A 25379-nucleotide genomic window follows, 5' to 3' on the forward strand; every position below is an offset into this window, starting at 1 on the left:
TTCGCGTACCGGGCATGCCGGCGCTGCTGCTGGCGACCCTGGCCGGGTTCACCGGGTACGGGCTGCTGCTGCCGGTGGCACCGTTGTGGGCGGTGCAGGGGGGTGCCGGCGAAGGGGGGTCCGGCCTGGTCAACGGCGTGGTCCTGCTCTGCACCGTCCTCACCCAACCGTTCGTCCCGGGGCTGCTGCGCCGGCGCGGGTGGGGTGTCGTGCTCGCCGTCGGGCTCACCCTGCTCGGGCTGCCCGCCCTCGCCCATCCGCTGTCCTCAGACCTTGGCGTGCTCCTCGCCCTGTCGGCGGTGCGTGGCGTCGGCTTCGGTGTGATCACCGTGACCGGCAGCGCTGCCGTCGCCGAGCTCGTCGACGCGTCGCGACGCGGCTCGGCGGTCGGCGCCTATGGGCTGGCCATCGCGGTGCCGCAGGTCCTCGTGCTGCCCTTCGGCCCGGTGGCGGCCGAGCACCTCGGCTTCGGTGCCGTCTTCGTCGCCGCGGCCTGCCCGTTGCTCGGTGTGCCGGCGGCGCTCGCGCTCGGCCGCTCCATCGCCTCGGCGCCGACCGCCGATGGTGGGAGTACCGGCGACGCGCCCGGCAGCTCCCCCGACGACCGCTCGCCCGCCAGGATCCGAGCGACCCTGCCGCCGCTCCTGCCGCCGATGCTGATCCTCCTCGGGGTGACCCTGGCGGGCGGCGCGGTCCTCACCTTCGCGCCCCAGATGACCGAGGGCCCCGTCCTGGCGATGGCAGCGCTCGCCGCGCTCGGAGGCACCGCGGCGGTGACGCGGTGGCGGATCGGAGGCCTGGCCGACCGCCACGGCGCGCGCCCGTTCGTGTGGCCGCTCGTCGTCCTCGGCGCCGCGAGCACCGCACTGCTCGCCCACGCGGTCCGGGCCGAGCAGTCCTGGCTGCTCCTGCTCGCCGCGGCGGCGCTCGGCGTTGCCTATGGCGGCCTGCAGAACCTCACCCTCGTGCTGTCCTTCGACTCCGTCACCCGGGAGCGGTACGGCATGGCCAGCGCGGTGTGGAACATCGGCTTCGACCTTGGCACCGGCCTGGGGTCGGTGCTCGTCGGTGCGATCGCCGCGCTGCTCGGCTTCCCGGCCGCGCTGCTCGTCGCTGCAGCAGTAACGGCCCTGACCCTCCCGCTCAGCCTGCTCGGCCGCCACCCCGCGCGCCGCGCCTGACGGCGAGCGAGCCCCCGCTCGGGAAGCGCCCGCCGTCAGGACCCGGTCACCAGAAGGCGATGACCAGTACCGCGGTCGCGGCCAGCATGACCCCGGTGAGCACGCGGTAGTTGGCCCAGATCGGGGTGCCCTCCAGCGCCTCGGACTCCTCGTGCCAGTACTTGCTCTTCCACGTGAGCTCGTCGGTCTTCTCCAGGTCCGGTGTCTTCCCCAGGAGCGAGACGACGACGATGAGCAGCAGGGAGAGTGCGAGGTTCAGCCCCGCGGCGTAGAGGAACTGGACCGTCGGCTCGTCGGGGAGGACCTGGGTGAAGATGAAAGCGAGCAGCCCGAGCGGCTGCATGATCACCAGGGTGAGGAAGGCGGCGTTCGCAGTCATCCGGTTCCACAGGATGCCGACGAGGAAGACCGCGACGACCGGCGGGACGAGGTAGCTCAGCACCGACTGGAGGTAGTTGTAGAGGGTGTCGAACTGGGCGATGAACGGCGCCCAGATGATCGCCACGACGAGCGCGACGATCGTCGCCACCCGCCCGATGAGCACCAGCTGACGCTGCGAGGTCTGCGGCTTGAGCGTCTTGACGAAGTCCATCGTGACGATCGTCGAGGCGGAGTTGAGGATCGAGTCCACCGTCGAGGTGATTGCCGCGATGACCGCCGCGAGGATCAGGCCGCGCACCCCGACCGGCAGCAGGTCGAAGACCAGCGTCGGGAAGACGGTGTCGGGGTTGTCCAGGTTCGGGTAGAGGCTCAGCGCCATGACGCCGGGCAGGATGAAGAGGAAGAGGAAGAGCAGCTTGATGAAGCCGGCGAGGAGCGCGCCCCAGCGGCCGTGGTCGAGGCTCTTCGCGCCGAGGGTCCGCTGGACGACGAGCTGGTTGGTCGTCCAGTAGTACAGGCCGATGACGAGCACACCGGTGAGCAGTCCCGGCCACGGCAGGTCGGGGTTGTCGGTCGGCAGGATGAGGCTCATCTTCTCCTCGCCCGCGGTCTGGGTCATCGAGTCCCACGACTCGATGGCGCCCAGGGTCGCGATGAAGACGATGACCCCGCCGATCAGGGTGACCGTCGCCTGGATCGAGTCCGAGACCATCACCGCGCCGAGCCCGCCGATGACGGTGTAGACCGCGGCGAGGAGGGCCAGCGCCGCCACCGAGACCCAGATCGGGATCTCCGGGTAGAGGGTCTTGACCACGACCGCACCGGCGAAGAGTGCCGCCGCCATGTCGATGAACATGTTGGCGAAGAGGTTGAAGCCGGCGAACGCCATCCGGGGCCGCCGGTCGAAGCGCTTCTCGAGGAACTCCGGCAGCGTGAAGGCCTTGCTGCGCAGGTAGAACGGGAGGATGAAGAAGATGAAGATCGCGAGGATGACGGTCGTCATCCACTCGTAGGCGAAGATCGAGATGCCCTGGTTGTAGGCGCCGCCGGCGAGCCCGACGAAGGTGGCACCGGACATGTTCGTCGCGACGAGCGAGAGCCCGACGAACGGCCAGATGAAGCTCCGGCCGCCGAGGAAGTAGTCCTCGGACTCGCTGGCCGCCTCACCTCCGGAGGCCTCGCGCTCGGCGGCCGCCTTCTTCTTCATCCGGCTGCCGACGACGAGCGGGATGATCCGGGAGAGGACGAGGTAGACGATGATGACGGTGAGGTCGATCGGCCCGACCTCGAAGTTGGGGGCTGCCGGTGCGGTGAGTGCGACGCTCATGACTGGGTGTCCCTCCGGACGACGAGGACCGGGCAGGGGGCGTGCCGCACGATGCCTTCGGCGTCGCTGCCCAGCAGGATCCGGGTGAACGCGTGATGCCCGCGGTTGCCCAGGACGATGAGATCGGCACTCAGCTCGTCGCGCAGGCGGAGCACCTCGTCGACCGCCCGCCCGAGACGCAGGTGCGGGATCGGACTCTGGCACCCGGCCTGCTTGAGCTCGGCGACCTGGGTGTCGAGGACCGCCTGCGCCTCCTCACGGGTCCGCTCGGCCTGTCCAGCGCTCGGCGTTTTTGACTGGGTCCACGGGCTGACCAGCCCGACGAAGACGACGTGCACCTCCGACCCGGCCTGATCGGCTAGGTCGACGACATGCTCTCTGGCGTAGTCGGACTCCTTCGACCCGTCTGCGGCGAAGAGGATCCGGCGTGGGAATCGTGAGGCCATGGCGTTGCACTCCCCGTTGAGTCGGCTGTGGCGTCCTCGTGACGCTACCCCTCACGCCCAGGTCAGGTCTCGGTCGGAACCTTGCGATGTGATTACGGCGCCGCGCCGTTGCGAAATAGGCAGACCCACCTGCGCGAAGGGGGCGTCGGCCAGGTCGACGAAGATTGCCGGCTGCGTCGGGCCGGGTCGACGAACAGTGTCGGCTGCGTCAGGCAGCCGACGCGGAGACCCGCTTGCCCTGCGGGACCAGGACGACGGGCGCCGTGGCCGCCTCGGCCAGGGCGACCCGGGCGGCGACCTCGGCGAGCACCTCCGACATCGGCACCTCCAGCGCCCCGCAGACGGCGGCGAGCAGCTCCGAGCTCGCTTCCTTCTCGCCCCGCTCGATCTCGCTGAGGTAGCCGAGCGAGATCGCCGCGTCCTGGCTCACGTCGCGCAGGGTGCGTCCCTGGGCAGCACGAGTGGACCGCAGCACCTCACCGAGCTCTGCGCGCAGCACGATCATCCGTGCCTCCTCCTCGCGGTCCGCCTCATGTCGAGATCCACCGTACCCCCGGGCGCCGACACTGTCTGCACACCTCTCCTCGCCTCACCGCTCGGCAAGGACCGTCAGCGCGAGATCCAGCGCCTCCCCCACCGCAGCGCGCCGCACCCCGTACCGGTCGCCCTCGAGGTCGCGCCGCCGTACCGTGCAGTCCCCGCGCGTGGCGCAGGCGAGGTACACCGTGCCCGCCGGGTGCCCCTCATTGGACCCGGGGCCGGCCACCCCGGTGGTTGCGAGCCCGATGTCGCAGCCGAGCTCACGCAGCGCGCCGCGGGCCATCTGCTCGGCGACCGCCGGGTGCACGGTGCCCACCCGGGCGATGAGGTCGTGCTCGACGCCGAGCAGGTCGGTCTTGACCTCGGGCGCGTAGGCGATGACACCGCCCCGGAAGACGTCCGAGGCCCCGGGCACCCCGACGACGGTCGTCGCGAGGAGGCCTCCGGTGAGCGACTCGGCACAGCCGAGGGTCGCCCCCTTCGCCCGGAGCTGCGCCAGCAGCTCGGCTGCCATCTCGGCGGGGTCGCGGCGCACCGGTCAGCCCGTCGCCTTGCGCTCGCGCTTCATCCGCGCCCGGTCGCTCGTCTCGCGCAGGGTGAGCGCCTTGATGACGTAGTCGACCGCGGTGACCACGGTGACGAGCACCGCCGCGGCGAGGACGAGCCACCCGATCGCGGTCCACAAGCCGGAGAGCGGGAGCGTCCACAGCGGCGCCATGAGGATCGCCAGCGCGAGTGCCTGGAGGAAGGTCTTGAGCTTGCCGCCGCGGCTGGCCGGCATGACCCCGTGCCGGATGACGAAGAAGCGCATGAGGGTGATCCCGAGCTCGCGGGCGATGACGACGACGGTGATCCACCACGGGATGACCTCGATGATCGAGAGCCCGATGAAGCCGGCACCGGTGAGCGCCTTGTCGGCGATCGGGTCGGCGACCCGCCCGAAGTCGGTCTCGAGCCCCCGGGAGCGGGCGAGGTCGCCGTCGATCCGGTCGGTGATGATCGCGACGCTGAAGACGCCCAGGGCCCACCAGCGCGAGGCAGCGTCGTCTCCTCCTTCGCGCAGCAGCAGCCACGCGAAGACCGGGACGAGCAGGATCCGCAGGACCGTGAGCGCGTTGGGCAGGTTCCACGGGCTGGGGGCGGCGGGTGCGGGCGTGCTCACTGGACCACCCGGGCCACGAGGTCGATGCCCTCGGTGGACTCGACGACCGCGTCGATGAGGTCGCCGACGGCGAGGCGGGCGAGGACGTCCGGCTCGCCGACGAGGATCGTCTCACCGTCGACATCCGGGCCTTGGTGGTCGGCACGACCGACGGCGAAGGGGGTGCCCCCCGCCTTCGCGGCGGGGTTGTCGGCGTCGGCGAAGGGGGTGCCGCCTGTCTCCGCGTCGAGGTCGGCGTCGCGAGCGTCGTCGGCGAAGGGCGACTCGAGAGACTCGACGAGGACCCGGACCGGCTGCCCGATCCGGTCCTCGGCGCGCTGCGCCGCGAGCTCGTCGGCGAGGGAGCGGATCCGCTCCACCCGCTCGTCGATGACGTGGGGGTCGAGCTTGTCGCCCAGTCGCTCGCCCTCGGTGCCATCCTCGTCGGAGTAGCCAAAGACGCCGACGACGTCGAGCCGGGCCTCGGTGAGGAAGCGCTCGAGCTCGGCGAGGTCGTCATCGGTCTCACCGGGGAAGCCGACGATGACGTTGCTGCGGATCGCGGCGTCGGGCTGGCGCTCCCGGACCCCGGCGATCAGCTCGAGGAAGGACTCGGTGGACCCGAAGCGGCGCATCCGGCGCAGCAGGCCGGCCGCCGAGTGCTGGAAGGAGATGTCGTACCAGGGCGAGACCTTCTCGGTCGCCGCCATCGCCTCGAGCAGTCCGGGGCGGATCTCGGCGGGCTGGAGGTAGGAGACCCGGACGCGCTCGACGCCCTCGATCGCGGCGAGCTGGGGCAGCAGGGCCTGGAGCAGGTCGAGCTCGCCGAGGTCCTTGCCGTAGGAGGTGGAGTTCTCCGAGACGAGGAAGAGCTCGCGTACGCCGCGCTCGGCCAGCCACCGCGCCTCGGCGATGACGTCGGTGGGCCGCCTCGAGACGAAGGACCCGCGGAAGGTGGGGATCGCGCAGAAGGCGCAGCGCCGGTCGCAGCCCGAAGCGATCTTCAGCGGTGCCCACGGACGGTCGTCCAGGCGGGCCCGGGGCAGGTCACGCGTGGCCGCGCTGGCGCCGCCGTGGCCGGGAATCGCCACCTCGCCGGCGGCGTCGGCGCGCTCCAGCGGCGCGAGCGGCAGCAGGGTGCGCCGGTCCCCCGGGACGTGTGCCTCCGGGGCGTGCCCGGCAAGCACCGCCTGCAGGTGCGCGGACATGTCGCGGTAGGAGTCGAAGCCGAGCACCGCGTCGGCCTCTGGCAGCTCGTCGGCCAGCTCGCGGCCGTACCGCTCGGCGAGGCAGCCGACGGCGACGACGGCCTGGGTGCGTCCACTCTCGCGCAGCTCGCCGGCCTCGAGGATCGCGTCGATCGAGTCCTTCTTGGCCTGCTCGATGAACCCGCAGGTGTTGACCACCGCGACGTCGGCCTCGGCCGCGTCCTCGACGAGCTCCCAGCCCTGCGACGCCAGCCGCCCGGCCAGCTCCTCGCTGTCGACCTCGTTGCGGGTGCAGCCAAGGGTCACCAGGGCCACGCTGCGAGCAGGGGTCATGGGCTCCACTGTAGGTGCAGGAGCGGCCCCGAACCGCGCGGTCACTTGCTGCGCATCGCGGCCATGGCGACGAGCCGGCTGATCACCATGGCGATGTAGAAGACGCCGGAGATCTGCTCGACCATGACCGCGGCCCGAGCGTGCGGGCGCACGCCGATGATGTCGGTCGAGCCGACGCCGGTGAAGTTGGCGACCGAGCCGTAGAGCAGCTCCTGGAAGGACACCCGGCTGTCACCGCCGAGGTTGGTGAAGGAGCCCGGGTAGGCCTCCTGGATCGCGACGAAGAGATAGGTGAAGGCGAAGACGCCGACGGTGAACGCGGCACCGACGGCGAAGAGCTCGTCCTTGGTCACGAAGCGGTCGGCGAAGATGTACCCCAGCAGCGCGTACCCGGTGTAGAAGTAGAACGACGCGAGCAGGAGGTGGGCGGTGACGAGCACCCAGGTCTCGGCGTCGAAGACGGTCCACAGCTCGAGCCCCAGCGCCGGCACCCCGATGAGCAGCGCGACCCAGGTCAGGCTGGAGGTCGCCCGCACCGTCCACACCGCCAGGGTGAGGGCGACCAGGCTGAGCACGACGAGGGCGACCCGGTAGTTGGGCACCTCGTCGACCCACGGCATCGCGACGATCGCGAAGATCTGCACCGCCAGCAGCACCGCGGAGGGCTGCTTGCGGATCAGGGCACTCCAGTACTCCCGGCCGCTGAGTGGCTCCGGCGGTGCGTACCAGTCGCTCTGCGTCATGCGCTCAGGTTAGGCCGTGCCCGGCGGGCAGCGGCCTCACTCCCGACCCGTCAGCGACCACGCGTCGAGGTCCTCGTCCTCGTCGGCCGGGATGTCGGTGCCGATCGGGTCCTCCGCGTAGCGGGCCGAGCTCGCGCCGACCGACGGCGAAGGGGGCGCCGCCGCGCCGGGATCCTCGACCCGGATCACCTCGGTGTCGTGCTCGTAGGCGCGCGGGCCGCTCTCGCCGGCTCCTCCCCCTTCGCCCTCGTCCTCGGGTGCCGCGTCATCGCCGAACCCGTCGTAGGGCTCGCCCTCGTCCCCGGCGGGCTCGGGCACGTCCTCACCCTTGATCAGGGCGAGGGTGGTCGCGAGATCGTCGGGCTTGACGAGGACGTCGCGGGCCTTGGAGCCCTCGGAGGGGCCGACGACGCCGCGGGACTCGAGGAGGTCCATCAGCCGCCCGGCCTTCGCGAAGCCGACGCGCAGCTTGCGCTGGAGCATCGAGGTCGAGCCGAACTGGGTGTTGACGACGAGCTCGGTGGCCTGGAGCAGCACATCGAGGTCGTCGCCGATGTCCTCGTCGATCTGCTTCTTCGGCGTGTCGGGGACGACGTCCTCGCGGTAGCTCGGCTTGAGCTGGCCGGTGACGTGGGCGACGACGTCGTGGATCTCGGACTCGGTGACCCAGGCGCCCTGGACGCGCATCGGCTTGTTCTTGCCCATGGGCAGGAAGAGCGCGTCGCCCTGGCCGAGGAGCTTCTCGGCGCCGGGCTGGTCCAGGACCACCCGGCTGTCGGCGAGCGAGGAGGTCGCGAAGGCCATCCGCGAGGGCACGTTGGCCTTGATCAGGCCAGTGACGACGTCGACGGAGGGGCGCTGCGTGGCGAGCACCAGGTGGATGCCGGCGGCCCGGGCGAGCTGGGTGATCCGCACGATGGAGTCCTCGACGTCGCGAGGGGCGACCATCATCAGGTCGGCGAGCTCGTCGACGATGACGAGGAGGTACGGGTAGGGCTGGTGCACCCGCTCCGAGCCGGGGACGTCCTTGATCGTGCCGGCGCGGACCGCCTTGTTGTAGTCGTCGACGTGCTTGTAGCCGGTGCGCGCCAGGTCGTCGTAGCGCAGGTCCATCTCCTTGACGACCCACTGCAGCGCCTCGGCGGCCTTCTTGGCGTTGGTGATGATCGGGGTGATGAGGTGCGGGATGCCCTCGTATGCGGTCAGCTCGACCCGCTTGGGGTCGACGAGCACCATCCGGACCTCGTCGGGCGTGGCCCGCATGAGGATCGAGGTGATCATCGAGTTCACGAAGCTCGACTTGCCCGAGCCGGTGGCGCCGGCGACGAGGATGTGCGGCATCTTCGCGAGGTTGGCGATGACGTAGCCGCCCTCGACGTCCTTGCCGACCCCCATGACCATCGGGTGCTCGTTGTGCCGGGCGACGTCGGAGCGCAGCACGTCGCCGAGGCAGACCATCTCCTTGTCGGCGTTGGGGATCTCGATGCCGATCGCGGACTTGCCGGGGATCGGGCTGAGGATGCGCACGTCGGCGCTGGCGACCGCGTAGGCGATGTTCTTGCTCAGCGCGGTGACCCGCTCGACCTTGACGCCCGGGCCGAGCTCGACGACGTAGCGGGTGACGGTCGGGCCGCGGTGGAAGCCGGTGACCTGGGCGTCGATGCCGAACTCGTCGAGGGTGCTGGTCAGCGCCTCGACCACCTGGTCGTTGGCCGCCGAGCGCTCCTTGTGCGGCGAGCCCTGCTTGAGGAAGGTGCTCTCCGGCAGGGTGTAGGCGATGTCGCCGGCCAGGGCGAGCTGCTCGACCCGCTGAGGCAGCTGGGTCGTCGGCGGCGCCTGCGGGGAGGACTCGGCGGCCTTGTCCGAGCTCTTGTCCCCGCCCTTGCCGCCCGCGGGGGCGAGCACTCCGGGGCTGGTGGGCCGCTTCTCGCCGGGGCGCGGCCCCCCCTTCGCCTCGGTCTGCTCGGGCGAAGGGGTGTCGCCCGCCTGCTCGGCGGAGGCCGCCTTGCGGCGGCCGCGCTTGCCGGCCCGGGAGACCTCGGCGGCCTGGTCGTAGGCGACGTCGCCGTCACGCTCGTCGAGGTCGGCGGTGGCGCGGCGCTTGCGGGCGTTGCTCACCGCGGCGGTGGCGGCGGGGGTGCCCTCGTGCGGCTGGAGGTCTGCCGGGAGGTCGCCGGTCACCGCGGCCCGCAGGTAGGCCCCGCGGGTGGGCAGCTCGCGCAGCTCGGTGCCGGTGATGACGAGCAGGGAGTACAGGCCGAGGATGACGAGCAGGATCGTCGCAGGCCACACGGTCAGGCCCGCGGCGAGCGGGTCGGAGCCGAGGAAGCCGACGATTCCGCCTGCCTCACGCATCCCACCCGCACCGTCCGGGGGCTGCGGGATGCCGCGGCTGATGTGCACCAGGCCGCACGCGGAGAGGGCGAGCATGCCCAGGCCGAGGCCGACCCGTGACATGACGCCCTCCTCGACCCCGGTGAGGATCCGCCAGGCGAGGGCGACGAAGACGACCGGGACGGCGAGGGCGATGACGCCGAAGGCGCCGGCGAAGACGGCGTGGGTGAGGTCACCGAGCCAACCGCCGAGGCCCCACCACTCGCGGGCGGCGACGACGACGGCGAGGGCGAGCAGGCCGAGGCCGAGGCCGTCGCGCTTGTGCTCGGGGTCGAGGTTCTGGGCGGAGCGGCTCACGCTGCGCACGCCCGCACCGGTGGCACCCGCCAGGCCGCTGACGGTGCCGCGGACGGCGCGCACGGGCAGGGAGTCACCGGCCCGGTTGGCGGTGCGGGCGGACCCGCTGCGGGCAGCGGGCTTGCGGGTCGAGCCCTTGGCCTTCGGCGAGGTCTTGCGCCCGCCCGTGGTCGAGCTCTTGCGGCTGGCGCTGGCCTGCTGCTTGCGCACGGTCTCGCGCGCCTTCGCGCCGCGCTCGGTGCTGCGGCCGGGCCCGCTGGACCCGCCGGAGCGGCCTGGAGCTCGGGTGGAGCCGCCGGGGCGCGCAGTACTGCCGTTGCGTGTCGCCATGGCGCAAGCCTAGGGCAGAGTCACACCCATCACTTGGAGCACACGCGCACCAGGAGTGCCGCCCCCGGTTCGCGACGAGGGGGCGACGGGGCGGGGTGTGGACAGCCGGCGCGCGGGATCGGCGCCTTCGCTCTAGTCTCGCGGGGTGCTGCCGCTCGCCCTCGCCTGCCTCGTGCTGACGGTGGGGACGTGGCTGGCCTGGCGGTGGGTGGCGGCGGGGTCCTACCGCCGGGAGGGCGAAGGGGGTGAGCCCGCCTCCGCGACGCCGCCTCGACTGCGGCATCTCGTGCTCGCGGCTCCGGCGCTCGGCGGCGCGCTCGTGTGGGCCCACCGGGACGAGCCGGCCGCCGTCGTCGTCCTGCTCGCCGCCCTCGCCCCGTTCACGCTCGCCCTGACCGTGGCCGACCTCGACGTGCACCGCCTGCCCAACGCGCTGACCCTGCCGGCGGTCCCCGGCACGCTCGCGCTGCTTGCGCTCGCGGCCGCGACGTCCGGACGTTGGGAGGACCTGGTGCGCAGTATCTGGGCCGCCGGGCTGGTGGGCGGAGCCTTCGTCGTGGTCTCCCTCGCCCTCGGGTCGCGCGGCTTGGGGATGGGCGACGCCAAGCTCATGCTCAGCCTCGCTCCCCTGCTCGCCTGGCACGGGTGGGCCGTGCTCGCCACCGGGGTCTACCTGGGGTTCCTCTTCGGCGGCCTCGCCGCGCTCGTCCTGCTCCTGGCCCGCCGCGCCACCCGCGGCAGCCACCTCGCCTTCGGCCCCTACCTGCTCGCGGGAGCGGTGTGCGCCCTGCTGGCGGCGCGCTGAGCAGACCCAGCGACTCCAGTAGCACCGGCGACCAGCAGCTGCGCAGACGAGATCGACCGTGCCGGCAGCCCCAGGCGCGGCAAGCGCGCCGGCGGTCAGGCCTCGACGACTACGGGGATGATCATCGGCCGACGCCGGATCTTGCCGCCGACCCAGCCGCCGACGGCCCGCCGCACCACCTGCTGCAGCTGACCGGTGTCGGTCGTACCCTTCGCGAGCGCCTCTGCCAGCGCCGCCTCGATCTTGGGCCGCACGGAGGAGAAGATCTCGTCGCCCTCGGCGAAGCCGCGCGCGGTGATCTCCGGCCCGGCGATGACCTTGCCCTCGGTGACGTCGACCGCGACGACGACGGAGATGAATCCCTCGTCCCGCAGGATCCGCCGGTCCTTGAGCAGGTCCTCGTCGGCCTCGCCGACGCTCGAGCCGTCGACGTAGACGTAGCCGCAGGGCACCGCGCCGACCACCCGGGCCCGCCCGTCGACGAGGTCGATGACCACGCCGTCCTCGGCGAGCGGCACGTGGTCGGGGCGTACCCCGGTGGCGATCGCGAGGTCACGGTTGGCCACGAGGTGACGCCACTCGCCGTGGACGGGGAGCACGTTGGCCGGCTTGACGATGTTGTAGACGTAGAGCAGCTCGCCCGCGCTCGCGTGCCCGGAGACGTGAACCCGGTCGGGGCCCCCGCTGTGCACGACGTGCGCCCCGAGCCGCATCAGCCCGTTGATCACCCGCCACACCGAGCCCTCGTTGCCGGGGATCGGCGAGGACAGCAGCATGATCGTGTCGTCCTCGCCGACGTCGATGCGGTGGTCGCGCCCCGCCATCCGCGCCAGCGCGGCCATCGGCTCTCCCTGGCTGCCGGTGCAGATGAGCACGACCTTGTCGTCGGGCAGCCGGTCGAGCGCCTTGACGTCGACGAGCACGCCGTCGGGCACGTGGAGGTGGCCGAGGTCTGCGGCGATCCCCATGTTGCGCACCATCGAGCGACCGACGAGTGCGACCTTGCGCCCGGCCTTCTCGGCCGCGTCGAGGACCTGCTGCACCCGGTGGACGTGGCTGGAGAAGCAGGCAGCGATGATCCGCCGCTCGGCGTGCCGGAAGACCTTGTCGATCGCGCTGGAGATGTCCCGCTCCGGCGCGGTGAATCCGGGGACGACCGCGTTGGTGCTGTCGGTGAGGAAGAGGTCGACCCCCTCCTCCCCCGCCCGCGCGAACGCACGCAGGTCGGTGATCCGTCCGTCCAGCGGCAGCTGGTCCATCTTGAAGTCCCCGGTGTGCAGCAGGTTGCCGCCCGGGGTGCGGATGAAGACCGCGAGCGCGTCGGGGATCGAGTGGTTGACCGCGATGAACTCGCAGTCGAAGTCGCCGAAGACCTCGCGCATCCCCTCGCTCACCCCGAGGGTGTACGGGGTGATCTTGTGCTCCTTGAGCTTGGCCTCGACCAGGGCCAGGGTGAGCTGCGACCCGACGACCGGGATGTCCGGCGCCAGTCGCAGCAGGTAGGGCACGCCCCCGATGTGATCCTCGTGCCCGTGGGTGAGCACGATCGCAACGACGTCGTCCATCCGGTCGGCGATGTACTCGAAGTCGGGGAGGATGAGGTCGACGCCGGGCTGGTGGTCGTCGGGGAAGAGCACCCCGCAGTCGACGATGAGCAGCTTGCCGTCGTACTCGATGACCGTCATGTTGCGGCCGATCTCACCGAGCCCACCGAGCGGGACGACGCGCACTCCCCCCTTCGCCAACGGCTTGGGGAACTCCAGGTCGGGATGCGGGTGGCTCACGCGGCGCCCCCCGTCAGTCCGGAGGCAGCCAGGCCGCGGCGCAGGATCTCGAGGTGCTCCGGTGGTCCCTCGACCAGCGGCAGCCGCACGGTCGGGTGCTCGATGACGCCCAGCTCGACCATCGCCGCCTTGGCCATGATCGCGCCCTGCGAAGTCGTCATGATCGCGTCGACCGCGGGGACGAGCCGGTTCTGGATCTCGCGCGCCCGGGCAAGGTCGCCGGCGTCGACCGCGGCAACCAGCTCGGCGTGCTCACGCCCGCACACGTGCCCGACGACCGAGACGACGCCGGTCGCGCCGAGCGCGAGAAGGGGCAGGTTGAGCGCGTCCTCGCCGGAGTACCAGAGGTAGTCGGTCTCGCGCATGACCCGGACCGAGGCGGCCAGGTCCCCCTTCGCGTCCTTGACCGCGCGGATGCGCGGGTGCTTCGCCAGCTCGATCAGGGTGTCGGTGGCGAAGGGGGTCGCGGTGCGCCCCGGGATGTCGTAGAGCATGATCGGCAGCTCGGTCGCGTCGGCGATCGCGTGGCAGTGGGCGATGAGGCCCGGCTGGGTCGGCTTGTTGTAGTACGGCGAGACGACGAGCAGACCGGTCGCGCCCGCGTCGGCCGCGGCCTGCAGCATGGCGATGCTGTGGGCGGTGTTGTTCGAGCCGACGCCGGCGATGACGGCCGCCCGGTCCCCCACCTCGTCGGCGACGAGGCGCACCGCCTCGATGCTCTCGGCGGAGGTCAGCGTCGCGGACTCACCGGTCGTGCCGTTGACGACGATCCCGTCGTGGCCGGTGTCGACGAGGTGCCGGGCCACGGCCCGCACCCCCGCCTCGTCGATGGCCCCGTCGGGGGTCATCGGCGTCACCATCGCGGTCAGGACTCGGCCGAAGGGGTTCTGCGCAGGCATGGCGCGAGCCTATCCCCGATGGGGTGCCGGTAGATTCCCCGGCATGCGTCAGTACCTCGACCTGCTTCAGCACGTGATGGACGAAGGGGTCGAGAAGTCCGACCGCACCGGCACCGGGACCCGCTCGGTCTTCGGCTACCAGATGCGCTTCGACCTCACCGAGGGCTTCCCGGTCCTCACGACGAAGAAGCTGCACCTGCGCTCGATCATCGGCGAGCTGCTGTGGTTCCTGCGCGGCGAGACCAACGTGGCCTGGTTGCACGAGCGTGGCATCTCGATCTGGGACGAGTGGGCCGATACGAAGGGGGATCTCGGCCCGGTCTACGGGCACCAGTGGCGCAGCTGGCCGACGCCGGACGGCGGGTCGGTCGACCAGATCGCGCGGGTGGTCGCGTCCATCCGGACCACCCCCGACAGCCGGCGTCACATCGTCTCGGCGTGGAACGTCGCCGATGTCGACGAGATGGCCCTCCCGCCGTGCCACACGATGTTCCAGTTCTACGTCGCGCCGGGCGTCGACGGCGGGCGCGGGCGCCTCTCCTGCCAGCTGTACCAGCGCAGCGCCGACATCTTCCTCGGGGTTCCGTTCAACATCGCCAGCTATGCCCTGCTGACGATGATGGTCGCCCAGCAAACCGATCTCGGGGTGGGCCACTTCGTGCACACCCTCGGCGACGCCCACCTCTACCTCAACCACCTCGAGCAGGCCGCCACCCAGCTCGGCCGCGAGCCCGGACCGCTGCCGACGATGCGGATCACCCCACGCAACTCGATCGACGCCTATGAGCTGGAGGACTTCGAGCTGATCGGGTACGAGGCACAGCCCGGAATCAAAGCGCCGGTCGCCGTATGAGCCGGCCGACCCCCCTTCGCCCGGGCGAGCCGACCCCCCTTCGCCCGGGCGGGCCGGCTCCCCTTCGCCCTGGTCGTCCCGTCCATCCCGATCTGCGGGGGCGGATCCCGCTGCTCGCCGCCGCGTACGCCGTCATCACCCGGGACGCCCCGGGCGGCCGCGAGGTGCTGCTCCAGCTGCGCGAGGGCACCGGCTTCATGGACCAGTGGTGGGCGTGCGGTGCCGCCGGCCACGTCGAGGACGCCCAGGCTCCGTCGGTGGCGCTCGCGCGTGAGGTGCGCGAGGAGCTCGGGGTCGACGTGGTCTCGGCGCACCCGTTGACCACGATGCAGCGCGGCGGACTGGTGGGTCGGCGCGAGCAGCGGGCCGACTTCTTCTTCCAGGTCGACGCGATCGAGGGCGAGCCGCGGATCGTCGAGCCGGACAAGACCGCCGACCTGCGCTGGTGGCCGCTGACCGAGCTGCCCGATCGGGTCGTCCCCCACGAGCGCGTCGTGCTCGAGGCGCTCGCCGCCCAGCTGACCCAGGGCGTCCCCGTGCCGGCGCTGATCGAGCACGGCTTCGCCCAGCGGCTCACCCTCGTCGCCGCGATCGGGGCCAACCGGGCCATCGGGGTCGACGGCGGGATGCCCTGGCACCTGCCCGAGGACCTGCGTCACTTCAAGGAGGTGACGATGGGCGGGGTGATGGTCATGGGCCGGCGGACGTGGGACTCGATCGGCCGGGCGCTGCCGGGCCGGCGCACCGTCGTCATCACCTCGGACCGGTCCTGGTCCGCACCCGGCGCCGAGGTGGCTCACTCCCTGGCCGAGGCGCTGCTCGTCGCGGGCGACGGCGAGGTCTTCGTCGTCGGGGGCGGTGAGATCTACGCGCAGACGATCGAGCTCGCGAGCCGGCTCGAGATCACCCACGTCGAGGTGTCGCCGGAGGCGGAGGTGTTCTTCCCCGAGATCGATCCCGAGGCGTGGCGTGAGGTACGGCGCGACGAACGGGAGGGGTACACCTTCGTCAGCTACGCGCGGGTCGGCGAGCTCTGAGACGGGGACCCGCCGATCTCGTCGGTGGTGACCGTCCTGAGCGCCGGCCCTCTTAAGCATTGAACTTCTTTTGCATCAGATGAAGCTATGATCTTCATATGTCACATCTGAAGGGTCGCACTGTCGCCACGCTCATCGGCGACGTCGTCGGGTCACGGGACTCCGACGACCGACGAGGGCTGCACCGGCGCCTCCTCGCGGCACTGGCCGACGAGACCGCTCGGTCCGTGGCCCTCGAGCCGCCTGCGGTGACGGTGGGCGACGAGTTCCAGGGCTGCTACCCCACCGTCGGGGCCGCGATCGCCGCCGGCTGGCGGCTGCGGACCACCCTCCTGCCGGAGGTCGACGTGCGGGTCGGCATCGGGTGGGGGCCGGTCACCCGGCTCGACGACACCGTCCAGGACGGCCCCGGATGGTGGGCCGCCCGCGAGGCGATCGACTGGGTCGCCGAGGCCCAGACGAAGGCGGGGACCCGCGCCGTGCGCACCGCCTACCGCAGCGAGGAGCCCGGCGGCCCCGACCCGGCCGCGGTCGACGCGGCCCTGCGTTGTCGGGACCATCTGCTGGGATCACTGGACGAGAGGTCGCAGCGCATCCTAGGAGGACTCATGGCCGGTCGCACCCAGGCCGAGATCGCCGACAGCGAGGACATCAGCGCCTCGGCGGTGTCGCAGCGGGTTCGCGGTGACGGCCTGGCGCTGCTGCTGCAGGTCGCCGACCAGCTCGCCGAGGTCGGGGCCCGCCGATGATCACCCTCGCGACCTTCCTCGTCGGCATCGGCGTCATCGACCTGACGTCCAGCATCCTGCGCGCCGGGCCCAGGGGTGGCTCGCGCCCGGTGCTCGCCTCGCTCGCCTCGGGCTGGGTCGCCCTGCTGGTGAGCGCCGGGCTCACCGGTCAGCTGACCGGATGGTCGGGGTGGCTGCTCACGGCGCTCGCCGGCGGCTTCGCCACCGCCTGGGCCCTCATCACCCGCCGCGCCCTCGACCGCGGGGCGCCGCACCTGCTGCCGTTGCTCGTCCTGGCGCTCGGGGTGCTCGTGCTCGTAGTGCTGGCCGGCTTCGCGCCACCGAGCGAGGGGGGGCTCTCCCGCTGGATCGGATGGGCCGGCCTGCCCTGGCAGCCCACGCCGGAGCGGGCGGCACTGCTCGCCGGCCTCGCCCTGGTGCAGCTGAGCACCGGCAACGTCGTCGTCCGCCTCGTCCTCGTGAGCACCGGGGCGATGCAGGCCGATCCTCGGGGGGTCGAGCCGGCGGAGGAGCTCAAGGGCGGGCGCGTCCTCGGCCCGCTCGAGCGGCTCTTCATCCTCGGGCTCGGGCTCGCCGGCGAGGTGACCGCGGCGGGTCTGGTCATCGCCGCGAAGGGGCTGATTCGCTGGCCCGAGCTCAAGGCGCACTCCGAGGACGCCGAGCACCCGATCGACAAGGTGACCGAGTACTTCCTCGTCGGGTCCTTCGTCTCGTGGCTCGTCGCCCTGGTGGCGCTCGTCCTCGCCTCGGGCTGACCCCTATCCTGCTCCGGTGCCCATCCGCAGCGAGTCCGACGACACCGTCCACGTCCTGACGATCGAGCGCCCGGAGCGTCGGGGTGCGCTCGACCTCGACCACCTCGAGGAGCTCGACGCCGCGATCGCGGCGGCCGCCGGCGCCGGGGCACGCGCCCTCGTGCTCACCGGCAGCGACGGCCACTTCTGCGCGGGCGCCGACCTCACCCAGCTCGAGGACGTCAGCTTCACCCACCGGCTGGCAGAGGTCCTCGACCGGCTCGCCACGCTGCCCATCACGACGATTGCCGCGATCTCCGGGTCCTGCATGGGTCTGGGGATGCAGCTGGCGATCTCGTGCGACATCCGCGTGGCCGACGAGACGGCACGCTTCGCCGTCCCGGCCGCCAAGCTCGGTCTCATGGTCGACGCGTGGACGATCGACCGCCTGCGCCGGTTCTGGGGCGAGGGCGCCACCCGCTCGATGCTGCTCACGGCCGCCGTCCACGACATCGACGACGCCTGGCGCCTCGGCTTCGTCCAGCACCATGGCGACCTCGCGAGCGCTCGCGAGCTGGCGTCGGGCGCCGCCAGGCTGGCACCGTTGTCCCAGGCGTGCGCCAAGCTCGGGCTCGAGGTCGGCGACGGAGTCGGCTCGGCCGACTTCGAGCGGGCCTACGAGCGAGCCTGGTCCAGCGCCGACCTGCAGGAGGGGCGCCGAGCTTTCGCGCAGCGCCGTGCCCCCGAGTTCGAAGGAGCCTGATGAGCCAGCCCGGTGCGGACGCCTCGGTCCGCCAGGCCCGGTCCAACGACCTCCCAGCCCTCGGTGTGGTGCAGGCGCTGGTGTGGCAGCAGGCCTACGACGGGGTCGTCCCGCCCGAGGTCCACGCGCAGTTCCAGCCGTCCGCCTTCGCCACCGCCTGGCGGGAGTCACTGGCCCACCCGCCCGAAGGGGTGCACCGCCTCCTCGTCGCCCTGGCCGGCGACCAGGTGGTCGGCTTCGCCGCTCTCGGACCGAGCCAGGACCCGGACACCGGTCAGGCCACCGGCGAGCTCACCGCGATCGGCGTCCATCCCCAGGCGCGTCGTCAGGGCCACGGGTCGCGCCTGCTCAACGCCGTGGTCGACATGCTTCGCGAGCTGGGCGCCGACGCCGTCACGGCGTGGGCGCTCGCGACGCAGGAGGAGACCCGCGCCTTCCTCGCCGGCGCCGGGCTCGCTCCCGACGGCGCCTACCGCGACCGGGTGGTCGGCCCGGACGGGCAGACCGCGCGCGAGGTGCGCCTCGTCGCCGCCCTGGGTGAGGGCCAGAGCACCGACTGAGCGCGCAGTCATCGAGCGCCGTCCGCGACGACCTGAGCGCGCACCTGCCCTGGCAGATGCGGACAACCGGGCCAGTGAGCGCGCACCTGCCTTGGCAGGTGCGACGGGCGGAGTCAGGTGAGCGGGTACCTGCCTTGGCAGGTGCGAGGGCAGGTTCAGATGAGCGGGTACCCGCCTTGGCAGGTGCGAAGGCAGAGTTAGGTGAGCTCGAGGTAGTGCTCGAGGCCGACGGTGACGCCGGGTCGGCCGGCGACGGTACGGACGCCGGTCAGCACGCCGGGCATGAAGGACACCCGGTCGAAGGAGTCGTGGCGGATCGTCAGCTGCTCTCCCTCGCCGCCGAGCAGGACCTCCTGGTGGGCGACGAGGCCACGCAGGCGCACCGAGTGCACGGGGATCCCGTGCACGCTCGCGCCACGTGCGCCGTCCGGATCCTCCGTCGTCGCGTCGGGGGCCGCGCCGAGGCCGGCGTGCTCACGCGCGGCACCGATGAGGTCGGCGGTGCGGGCAGCGGTGCCGCTCGGCGCGTCGACCTTGCCGGGGTGGTGCAGCTCGATCACCTCGACCGACTCGTAGAACCGTGCCGCCTGCTGCGCGAAGCGCATCATGAGCACCGCGCCGATCGCGAAGTTGGGCGCGATGAGGACCCCCACTCCCCCCTTCGCCTCGACCTGAGCCCGCAGGGTCTCCAGGCGCTCCGCTGACCACCCCGTCGTGCCGACGACCACGTGCACGCCCCGCTCGACGCAGTGCGCGACGTTGGCCGGGCTCGCGCTCGGCACCGAGAACTCGACGACCACCTCGGCACCGCCCAGGTCGCCGAGGTCGTCGCCGTCGTCGAACCGGGCGACGAGGTCGAGGTCCGGGGCCGCCTCGACCGCATCGCAGACCGTCGCGCCCATCCGACCGGCCGCGCCGATCACCGCCACCGTCGTCCGGGTCGTCGTCGTGGGAGAGGTCGTCATGGCCTCACCCTATCGACGCCCCCACCTCGGCCTCGCCGCTCCCGATCAGCTCGCCTGCGAGGACGTTGCGCGGGGACGGGTCGATCGGGCTCACACCGTCCCGCTGCCGCTCGTTCACCTTCCGTTCATCTTCTGCTACCCTTCTGGTTAACACCCGATGAACAGGAGGTGTCCAGATGACCGTCTCTCCCCTCACCGTCCGGCGACCCGGCGCTCGCCTGACCTGCACGTGGGTCAAGGTCACGGACGCTGACGGCCGCACGCGGATGGAGATGCGTTGGATCGACGACGCCGGCCAGCGTTCGCGTCGCGCAGCCGCCTGACGACCGGTCCCCACGACAGACGCGAAGGGCTGCTCACCCACTCGGGTGAGCAGCCTTTCGTCATGCCTTCGGGGCCATCCGCGCCAGATCAGGCCGGCGGCAGCTCACGAATGCGAGACGCGTCCATGCCCAGCATCTGCGCGGGCCCTTCGTCGGGCACGAAGACGAGCGACGACGCCGCGCCGTGCGCCTCGAGATAGCCCTCACTGCCGTCTTCCCCGTAGATCGCGCGGTATCGCTCATCGGGCAGGTAGCGCCAGCCTGACTTGAGGTCACCCCGCAGGGTCAGGCCCTGGACGAGGTGCACGAGCAAGCCGCCCTCGACCCGCAGCGCCCGGAGCGAGCCGCCCGGAGCGGCCTTGCCTCCGTCGGGCCAGCTGGTGATGAATGCCGCCGTGCTGCGCTGGTTCTTCCCGGGCTCGAGCATCGCCCCCCGCCGCTCCTGGATCGAGCCGGGCACCTCGAGGTCTGCCTTGCCGGTCTCGAACCACTTCTCGACCTGGCCGGAGACCGCCGCCGCTCGCTTAAGGTCCGCCTCGTCCGCGGTCGCCTCGTCCGGCGAGAGGGGTTCGGGGAGCGCGTCGTCTCCCAGCTCGGCGCCGGCGAACTGACGCCACCCCCCTTCGGCCCCGGTGCGGACCATCACCCAGGCGTTCGGGGAGACCACGTCGTCCTCTCCCTCGGCCGACCACGTCTCGGTCCCGTGGACGATCGCCCAGAGCGGGTAGTCACCCTGCTCTGCCACGTACACCCCGTCAACCGAGTGCGTCCCGGTCCAGTCCGTGCCCTGGTCCTCGGTGTGCTGTGCGGCTCGCGTTGCCAGTTCGTCGACGAGCAGGGTGGGCCCGACATCCACCGTCGACCACGTGCTCCCGTCCCCGGCGTCGGACGCATCGCCCGGCTTCTCGTTCTCCACGCTGTACCGCTCCATGACCGCCACCGACTCGTCCTTGGTGAGCGGGACGACGCTCGGCTCGCCATGATCGACCGTGTGCGGCACCGCGCCGCACCCGGTCAGGACGGCAGCGGACCCGAGCGCGACCACTCGCCGAGCGGTGCGAGCAGAGGCAGCCTTCCGGCCCTCCCCGACCTCCCGCTCCTGCTCCTGCTCCACCGAGCGGTCCTCGCTCGTGGGGTCGGCCGCTGCGCCCCGCGGCGTGCGTCGCCGCCCCCAGCGCAGGCACACCAAGGCGAGGAGCAGCCCGATGCCTGCGGCCACCAGTCCAGCGAGGAAGCCACCCGGCACCTGGTAGCCCACGCCGACCTCGGGACGCTCACCGTCCGGGGAGGCCGGCATCGCGACGATCTGCATCTGCTCATCACCCAACGGCACGTCCAGGGCGACCCGGTCCTCGCCCTTCGCCTCAACGGACCAGACGTCGGTCTCCTCCGGTCGGCCCCGCGGGTAGTCCCGCTCACCGTCGCGCTGGTCGACATCGCCGATCCCGCTCATCCCGAGCGAGGCGATCTCGGTGTGCGCGACGTCCCGCAGATAGCTACGCCGACCACTCGAACCACACGCACCTGCACGCCCTGCCTCCCCTGGCCGGCACCCCTGCGGTTTCGACGCCCGGCCGTGACGCTAACAAGAACCCGCCCGGTCGGCAGGTCGAGTTTCCACAGGCTTAAGGCACAGGCACAGGCGAAGGGGGCTGCCCGGCCGGGCAGCCCCCTTCGCCTTCAGGGTGCGGTGAGGTCACCGTCAGCCGGCGGTGTCCTCCGAGGAGGCCGCGTCGCGGGCGTCGTCGGCGGGACCGGAGTCACCGTCGGTGCGCTGGTCGCCACCACCGTCGCCGCCTCGACCACGACCGCCGCGCCGACGACGGCGGCCGCCGTCGCGCTCGCCGCGCTCGTCGTCCCGGTCCTCACGCTCGGGACGCTCGCCGCCCTCGCGGGAGCCGCCCCGGTCGCCGCCCGACTGCTCGAGCTCGGCCTGCTGCTCGCCGTTGAGGACGGCGGCGAGGCTCAGCTTGCCGCGCGGGTCGATCTCCTTGAGCTCGACCTGGACCTTCTGGCCGACGCCGAGGACGTCCTCGACGGCGTCGATCCGCTTGCCGCCGACGAGCTTGCGCACCTCGGAGATGTGCAGCAGACCGTCCTTGCCGGGCAGCAGCGAGACGAACGCCCCGAAGGTCGTCGTCTTGACCACCGTGCCGAGGAAGCGCTCGCCGATCTCCGGCATCTGCGGGTTGGCGATCGCGTTGACCGCGTTGCGCGCAGCGTCGGCCGAGGGGCCGTCGGCGGAGGCGATGAAGACCGTGCCGTCGTCCTCGATCGAGATGTCGGCGCCGGTGTCGTCCTGGATCTGGTTGATCATCTTGCCCTTCGGGCCGATGACCTCACCGATCTTGTCGACCGGGACCTGGACGGTGATGATCCGCGGCGCGGTCGGGGCCATCTCGTCCGGCCCGTCGATCGCCTCGTTCATCACGTCGAGGATGTGCAGGCGAGCGTCGCGCGCCTGGGTGAGGGCGCCCGCCAGCACCGAGGCGGGGATGCCGTCGAGCTTGGTGTCGAGCTGGATCGCCGTGACGAACTCGCGGGTGCCGGCGACCTTGAAGTCCATGTCGCCGAAGGCGTCCTCGGCGCCGAGGATGTCGGTCAGCGCGGCGTAGGACGTCTCGCCGTCGACCTCGTCGGAGACCAGACCCATGGCGATGCCGGCGACCGGGGCGCGCAGCGGCACACCGGCGTTGAGCAGCGACAGCGTCGAGGCGCAGACCGAGCCCATCGAGGTCGAGCCGTTCGAGCCCAGGGCCTCGGAGACCTGCCGGATCGCGTACGGGAACTCCTCGCGCGTGGGCAGCACCGGCATGATCGCCCGCTCGGCGAGCGCACCGTGCCCGATCTCGCGCCGCTTGGGCGAGCCCACCCGGCCGGTCTCACCGGTCGAGTACGGCGGGAAGTTGTAGTTGTGCATGTAGCGCTTCTTGGTGACCGGGCTCAGCGAGTCGATCTGCTGCTCGAGCTTGAGCATGTTCAGCGTCGTCACGCCCATGATCTGGGTCTCGCCGCGCTCGAAGAGCGCCGAGCCGTGCACCCGCGGGAGCACCTCGACCTCGGCGGAGAGCGCACGGATGTCAGCCAGACCACGCCCGTCGATGCGGACCTTGTCGCGCAGGATGCGCTGGCGGACCAGCTGCTTCTGCAGCGAGCGGAAGGCAGCGGAGAGCTCCTTCTCGCGGCCGGCGAACTCACCGGGGGCGTCCTGGGTGCCCGCGAGGTCGGCCTTCATGGCCTCCTTGATCTCGTCCAGGCGGTCCTCACGCTCGGCCTTGCCGGCGATCGTCAGCGCCTCGGCGGTCTGCTGCGAGGCAGCCTTCTCGACCGCGGCGTAGGCGTCGTCCTGGTAGTCCAGGAAGACCGGGAACTCCTCGACGGGCTTCGCGGCGGTCTGGGCCAGCTCGGCCTGGGCCTCGCAGAGCACGCGGATGAACTTCTTCGACGCCTCGAGGCCCTCGGCGACGACCTCCTCGGTCGGCGCGGTCTTGCCCTGGTGGTTGACCAGGTCCCAGGTCGACTCGGTCGACTCGGCCTCGACCATCATCACGGCGACGTCATCGTCGACGACGCGGCCGGCGACGACCATGTCGAAGGTCGAGCGCTCGATGTCGCTGAAGTTCGGGAAGGCCACCCACTGGCCGTCGATGAGGGAGACCCGCACACCGCCGATCGGGCCCGAGAAGGGCAGACCGGAGATCTGGGTCGACGCCGACGCCGCGTTGATCGCGAGCACGTCGTACTGGTGGTCGGGGTGGATGGACAGCACCGTGATGACGACCTGGACCTCGTTGCGCAGGCCCTTGACGAAGGACGGGCGCAGCGGGCGGTCGATGAGACGGCAGGTGAGGATGGCGTCGGTGCCGGGTCGGCCCTCGCGCCGGAAGAAGCTGCCGGGGATGCGTCCGGCGGCGTACATCCGCTCCTCGACGTCCACGGTCAGCGGGAAGAAGTCGAACTGGTCCTTGGGGTTCTTGCCGGCCGTCGTGGTCGACAGCAGCATCGTCTCGTCGTCGAGGTAGGCGCTCACGGCGCCGCCGGCCTGCTTGGCGAGACGTCCGGTCTCGAACCGGACGGTACGGGTGCCGAAGGCGCCGTTGTCGATGACGGCTTCGGCGGATGTGATCTCTGGACCCTCCATTGGGCCCTCCATTTCTGTGCTTGCGTCACTCACCGGAGATCGTCGTCGTTGCGCCCCCGGCGTCCTGCATCACCGGCGGCTGCCGGTGCGGTGGGGACGTCTGCGCCCCCACAACGCGAAGGAGCGGCCCCGCATCAGTGGGACCGCTCTTCGCGTGGTCTTATCGACGGAGACCGAGGCGCTTGATCAGCGACCGGTAGCGCTCGATGTCCGTGGTCTCGAGGTAGCGCAGCAGACGGCGGCGACGACCGACGAGCAGCAGCAGCCCGCGGCGGCTGTGGTGGTCGTGCTTGTGCTCACGCGAGTGCTCGGTGAGGTCCTTGATGCGCTGGGTGAGGAGGGCGATCTGCACCTCCGGGGAGCCGGTGTCGCCCTCACCGGTGCCGTACTCGGCCATGATCTGCTTCTTCACGTCAGCGGTCAGCGGCATGCTTGGGGTCACTGCTCCTTCACTTGGTCGTTGCGCGGCGCGCCCGGGCAGGTCCACCGAGGCTCTACGGGTCCGCGGCCGTCTTGACGGCGACGCCCAGGCTACCGGGGCCCGGGCGTCGCCACCTAATCGACGAAGGGAGGGTCAGCAGGGGCTGTAGGTGAAGCTGAGATGAGGTAGACCTTCTGGCCCCCGTCGCCATACCTCGTGCACCCCGTAGAGAAGTTCCAGTAGGTGAGGTCGAAGGACGTCACGCTCGGCAACGTGATCCTCACGTTGCCGTTGGGGTCGTCGTGACCATGAGGTACCCGTAGCTGGTCAACGAGAACGGGGTGGCCAGCGTGCCGTTGCGCGTCACATACGTCCGGTTGACGATCTGGTAGCTGTAGGGAGAAGCGCTGGTGATCGACACCCCGTCATCGAAGTCGCAGGCTGCGTAGTCGATGTCGGTGATGGTGAAGCTGAGGTTGGTCACCGGCTCGCTGAAGGTGAAGGTCGTCGTCGAGCGGTTCGCAGTTTCACCGGGGTCTCCAAAGTCGTTTGACCTTCGCGAGTTGTAGATCGGCGACTGGTGGAAGATCAGACCGGTATCGCCGGTCGCTCCGACCTGGTGGCTTGTCACCTCGAGGTTGTCGTCGTCCGCGTCGCCCGGTGTTCCGGTCTGCAGGCCGGTCCTGGTGTTCGCCCCGATGGCCGTCTGCCTGATCGATAGGCTGATCGGCTGCCGGGGTCCCGCTCCGTCGGGATCGGGGATCGTGTAGGTGCCGCTGGTGTTACTGGTCCGCGTGTACCGCGTGCTCGACCAGTCGATCCTGCCTGCTACCGGATCGCACGACGCCGCGAAGGCTGGTGCCGCGGACATGACGGTGAGTGTCGGCGCCGCCCAGGCCACACCCTTGGCAACGGTACGGCGGTCGACGGTGTGCGATGACTGCGTGTCGTTCATCTCGAGGATTCGCCCTTCGTGGAGTCGAAGAACGATCTCGCCCCAGGGAGCGAGATCGCTCCCCCCCTC

24 protein-coding genes are annotated in these 25379 nt (G+C 71.4%); 9 read left to right on the forward strand and 15 right to left on the reverse strand.

Annotated elements, in window-relative coordinates:
• The first annotated feature begins 14 nt into the window (after window positions 1-14).
• Complete coding sequence (locus FB557_RS11395) at window positions 15-1181, forward strand: MFS transporter (RefSeq protein WP_144857991.1); 1167 nt, start codon at window positions 15-17, stop codon at window positions 1179-1181.
• A 46-nt stretch (window positions 1182-1227) separates the two neighbouring features.
• Here FB557_RS11395 and FB557_RS11400 read toward each other — a convergent pair whose 3' ends face one another.
• The 8 genes from FB557_RS11400 to FB557_RS11435 form a co-directional block, all read right to left on the reverse strand.
• The gene (locus FB557_RS11400; protein WP_144857755.1) at window positions 1228-2889 is read right to left on the reverse strand and encodes a sodium:solute symporter family transporter; all 1662 of its coding nucleotides are present in this window, start codon (window positions 2887-2889) and stop codon (window positions 1228-1230) included.
• Window positions 2886-3335, reverse strand: coding sequence for a universal stress protein (locus FB557_RS11405; RefSeq protein WP_144857756.1), 450 nt, complete (start codon window positions 3333-3335; stop codon window positions 2886-2888). The genes FB557_RS11400 and FB557_RS11405 overlap by 4 nt, the downstream gene beginning before the upstream one ends.
• Before the next feature lie 208 nt (window positions 3336-3543).
• Window positions 3544-3840, reverse strand: a complete 297-nt coding sequence (locus tag FB557_RS11410; protein ID WP_144857757.1) for a helix-turn-helix domain-containing protein — start codon at window positions 3838-3840, stop codon at window positions 3544-3546.
• Window positions 3841-3924: 84 nt separating this feature from the next.
• Window positions 3925-4410, reverse strand: a complete 486-nt coding sequence (locus tag FB557_RS11415) for a CinA family protein (protein WP_246074747.1) — start codon at window positions 4408-4410, stop codon at window positions 3925-3927.
• A gap of 3 nt (window positions 4411-4413) precedes the next feature.
• Window positions 4414-5037, reverse strand: a complete 624-nt coding sequence (gene pgsA / locus FB557_RS11420; protein WP_144857758.1) for a CDP-diacylglycerol--glycerol-3-phosphate 3-phosphatidyltransferase — start codon at window positions 5035-5037, stop codon at window positions 4414-4416.
• Window positions 5034-6557: a 30S ribosomal protein S12 methylthiotransferase RimO gene (gene rimO, locus FB557_RS11425; RefSeq protein ID WP_144857759.1), complete on the reverse strand. Its 1524-nt coding sequence runs from the start codon at window positions 6555-6557 to the stop codon at window positions 5034-5036. The genes pgsA and rimO overlap by 4 nt, the downstream gene beginning before the upstream one ends.
• A gap of 41 nt (window positions 6558-6598) precedes the next feature.
• The gene (locus FB557_RS11430) at window positions 6599-7300 is read right to left on the reverse strand and encodes a two pore domain potassium channel family protein (RefSeq protein WP_144857760.1); all 702 of its coding nucleotides are present in this window, start codon (window positions 7298-7300) and stop codon (window positions 6599-6601) included.
• Window positions 7301-7336: 36 nt separating this feature from the next.
• Entirely contained in the window at window positions 7337-10321 is a 2985-nt protein-coding gene (locus FB557_RS11435; RefSeq protein ID WP_144857761.1) for an FtsK/SpoIIIE family DNA translocase, read from the reverse strand.
• A gap of 145 nt (window positions 10322-10466) precedes the next feature.
• Between FB557_RS11435 and FB557_RS11440 the strand changes: the two genes are divergently transcribed.
• A complete protein-coding gene (locus FB557_RS11440) occupies window positions 10467-11126 on the forward strand; it encodes a prepilin peptidase (protein WP_144857762.1) in 660 nt (219 codons plus the stop codon).
• 95 nt (window positions 11127-11221) lie between these two features.
• On the opposite strand, the gene FB557_RS11445 is transcribed toward FB557_RS11440, so the two are convergent.
• A complete protein-coding gene (locus tag FB557_RS11445) occupies window positions 11222-12910 on the reverse strand; it encodes a ribonuclease J (protein ID WP_144857763.1) in 1689 nt (562 codons plus the stop codon).
• Window positions 12907-13809, reverse strand: a complete 903-nt coding sequence (gene dapA, locus FB557_RS11450) for a 4-hydroxy-tetrahydrodipicolinate synthase (protein WP_144857764.1) — start codon at window positions 13807-13809, stop codon at window positions 12907-12909. The genes FB557_RS11445 and dapA overlap by 4 nt, the downstream gene beginning before the upstream one ends.
• A 43-nt stretch (window positions 13810-13852) precedes the next feature.
• On the opposite strand from dapA, the gene FB557_RS11455 reads away from it, so the two are divergent.
• The 6 genes from FB557_RS11455 (at window position 13853) to FB557_RS11480 (ending at window position 18505) form a co-directional block, all read left to right on the forward strand.
• Window positions 13853-14662, forward strand: a complete 810-nt coding sequence (locus tag FB557_RS11455; RefSeq protein ID WP_144857765.1) for a thymidylate synthase — start codon at window positions 13853-13855, stop codon at window positions 14660-14662.
• Window positions 14659-15699: a dihydrofolate reductase gene (locus tag FB557_RS11460; protein ID WP_144857766.1), complete on the forward strand. Its 1041-nt coding sequence runs from the start codon at window positions 14659-14661 to the stop codon at window positions 15697-15699. The genes FB557_RS11455 and FB557_RS11460 overlap by 4 nt, the downstream gene beginning before the upstream one ends.
• 98 nt (window positions 15700-15797) lie before the next feature.
• Window positions 15798-16448 (forward strand): SatD family protein, encoded by a 651-nt coding sequence (locus tag FB557_RS11465; RefSeq protein WP_144857767.1) that lies wholly within the window; start codon window positions 15798-15800, stop codon window positions 16446-16448.
• Window positions 16445-17203 (forward strand): hypothetical protein, encoded by a 759-nt coding sequence (locus FB557_RS11470; protein WP_144857768.1) that lies wholly within the window; start codon window positions 16445-16447, stop codon window positions 17201-17203. Before FB557_RS11465 ends, FB557_RS11470 begins: the two co-directional genes overlap by 4 nt.
• A 16-nt stretch (window positions 17204-17219) precedes the next feature.
• The gene (locus tag FB557_RS11475) at window positions 17220-17945 is read left to right on the forward strand and encodes an enoyl-CoA hydratase-related protein (protein WP_144857769.1); all 726 of its coding nucleotides are present in this window, start codon (window positions 17220-17222) and stop codon (window positions 17943-17945) included.
• Window positions 17945-18505, forward strand: a complete 561-nt coding sequence (locus FB557_RS11480; protein WP_144857770.1) for a GNAT family N-acetyltransferase — start codon at window positions 17945-17947, stop codon at window positions 18503-18505. The genes FB557_RS11475 and FB557_RS11480 overlap by 1 nt, the downstream gene beginning before the upstream one ends.
• A 197-nt stretch (window positions 18506-18702) precedes the next feature.
• Here FB557_RS11480 and dapB read toward each other — a convergent pair whose 3' ends face one another.
• Window positions 18703-19470: a 4-hydroxy-tetrahydrodipicolinate reductase gene (gene dapB, locus FB557_RS11485; protein WP_144857771.1), complete on the reverse strand. Its 768-nt coding sequence runs from the start codon at window positions 19468-19470 to the stop codon at window positions 18703-18705.
• Between the two features lie 176 nt (window positions 19471-19646).
• Between dapB and FB557_RS14240 the strand changes: the two genes are divergently transcribed.
• The gene (locus FB557_RS14240) at window positions 19647-19793 is read left to right on the forward strand and encodes a hypothetical protein (RefSeq protein ID WP_170236277.1); all 147 of its coding nucleotides are present in this window, start codon (window positions 19647-19649) and stop codon (window positions 19791-19793) included.
• An 88-nt stretch (window positions 19794-19881) separates the two neighbouring features.
• On the opposite strand, the gene FB557_RS11490 is transcribed toward FB557_RS14240, so the two are convergent.
• The 4 genes from FB557_RS11490 to FB557_RS11505 all read right to left on the reverse strand — a co-directional run bounded on the left by FB557_RS11490 (window position 19882) and on the right by FB557_RS11505 (window position 25310).
• A complete protein-coding gene (locus FB557_RS11490; RefSeq protein WP_144857772.1) occupies window positions 19882-21246 on the reverse strand; it encodes a hypothetical protein in 1365 nt (454 codons plus the stop codon).
• Between the two features lie 249 nt (window positions 21247-21495).
• Window positions 21496-23934 carry a polyribonucleotide nucleotidyltransferase gene (locus FB557_RS11495; RefSeq protein WP_144857773.1) on the reverse strand — a complete coding sequence of 813 codons (2439 nt, stop codon included), beginning with the start codon at window positions 23932-23934 and terminating at the stop codon, window positions 21496-21498.
• 160 nt (window positions 23935-24094) lie between these two features.
• Entirely contained in the window at window positions 24095-24364 is a 270-nt protein-coding gene (gene rpsO, locus FB557_RS11500) for a 30S ribosomal protein S15 (protein ID WP_144857774.1), read from the reverse strand.
• Between the two features lie 271 nt (window positions 24365-24635).
• On the reverse strand, window positions 24636-25310 hold the full coding sequence (locus FB557_RS11505) for a hypothetical protein (protein ID WP_144857775.1): 675 nt from the start codon (window positions 25308-25310) through the stop codon (window positions 24636-24638).
• Window positions 25311-25379 lie beyond the last annotated feature (69 nt).

This window comes from Marihabitans asiaticum (assembly GCF_007828725.1).
GTDB classification, from domain to species: Bacteria; Actinomycetota; Actinomycetes; order Actinomycetales; family Dermatophilaceae; genus Marihabitans; species Marihabitans asiaticum.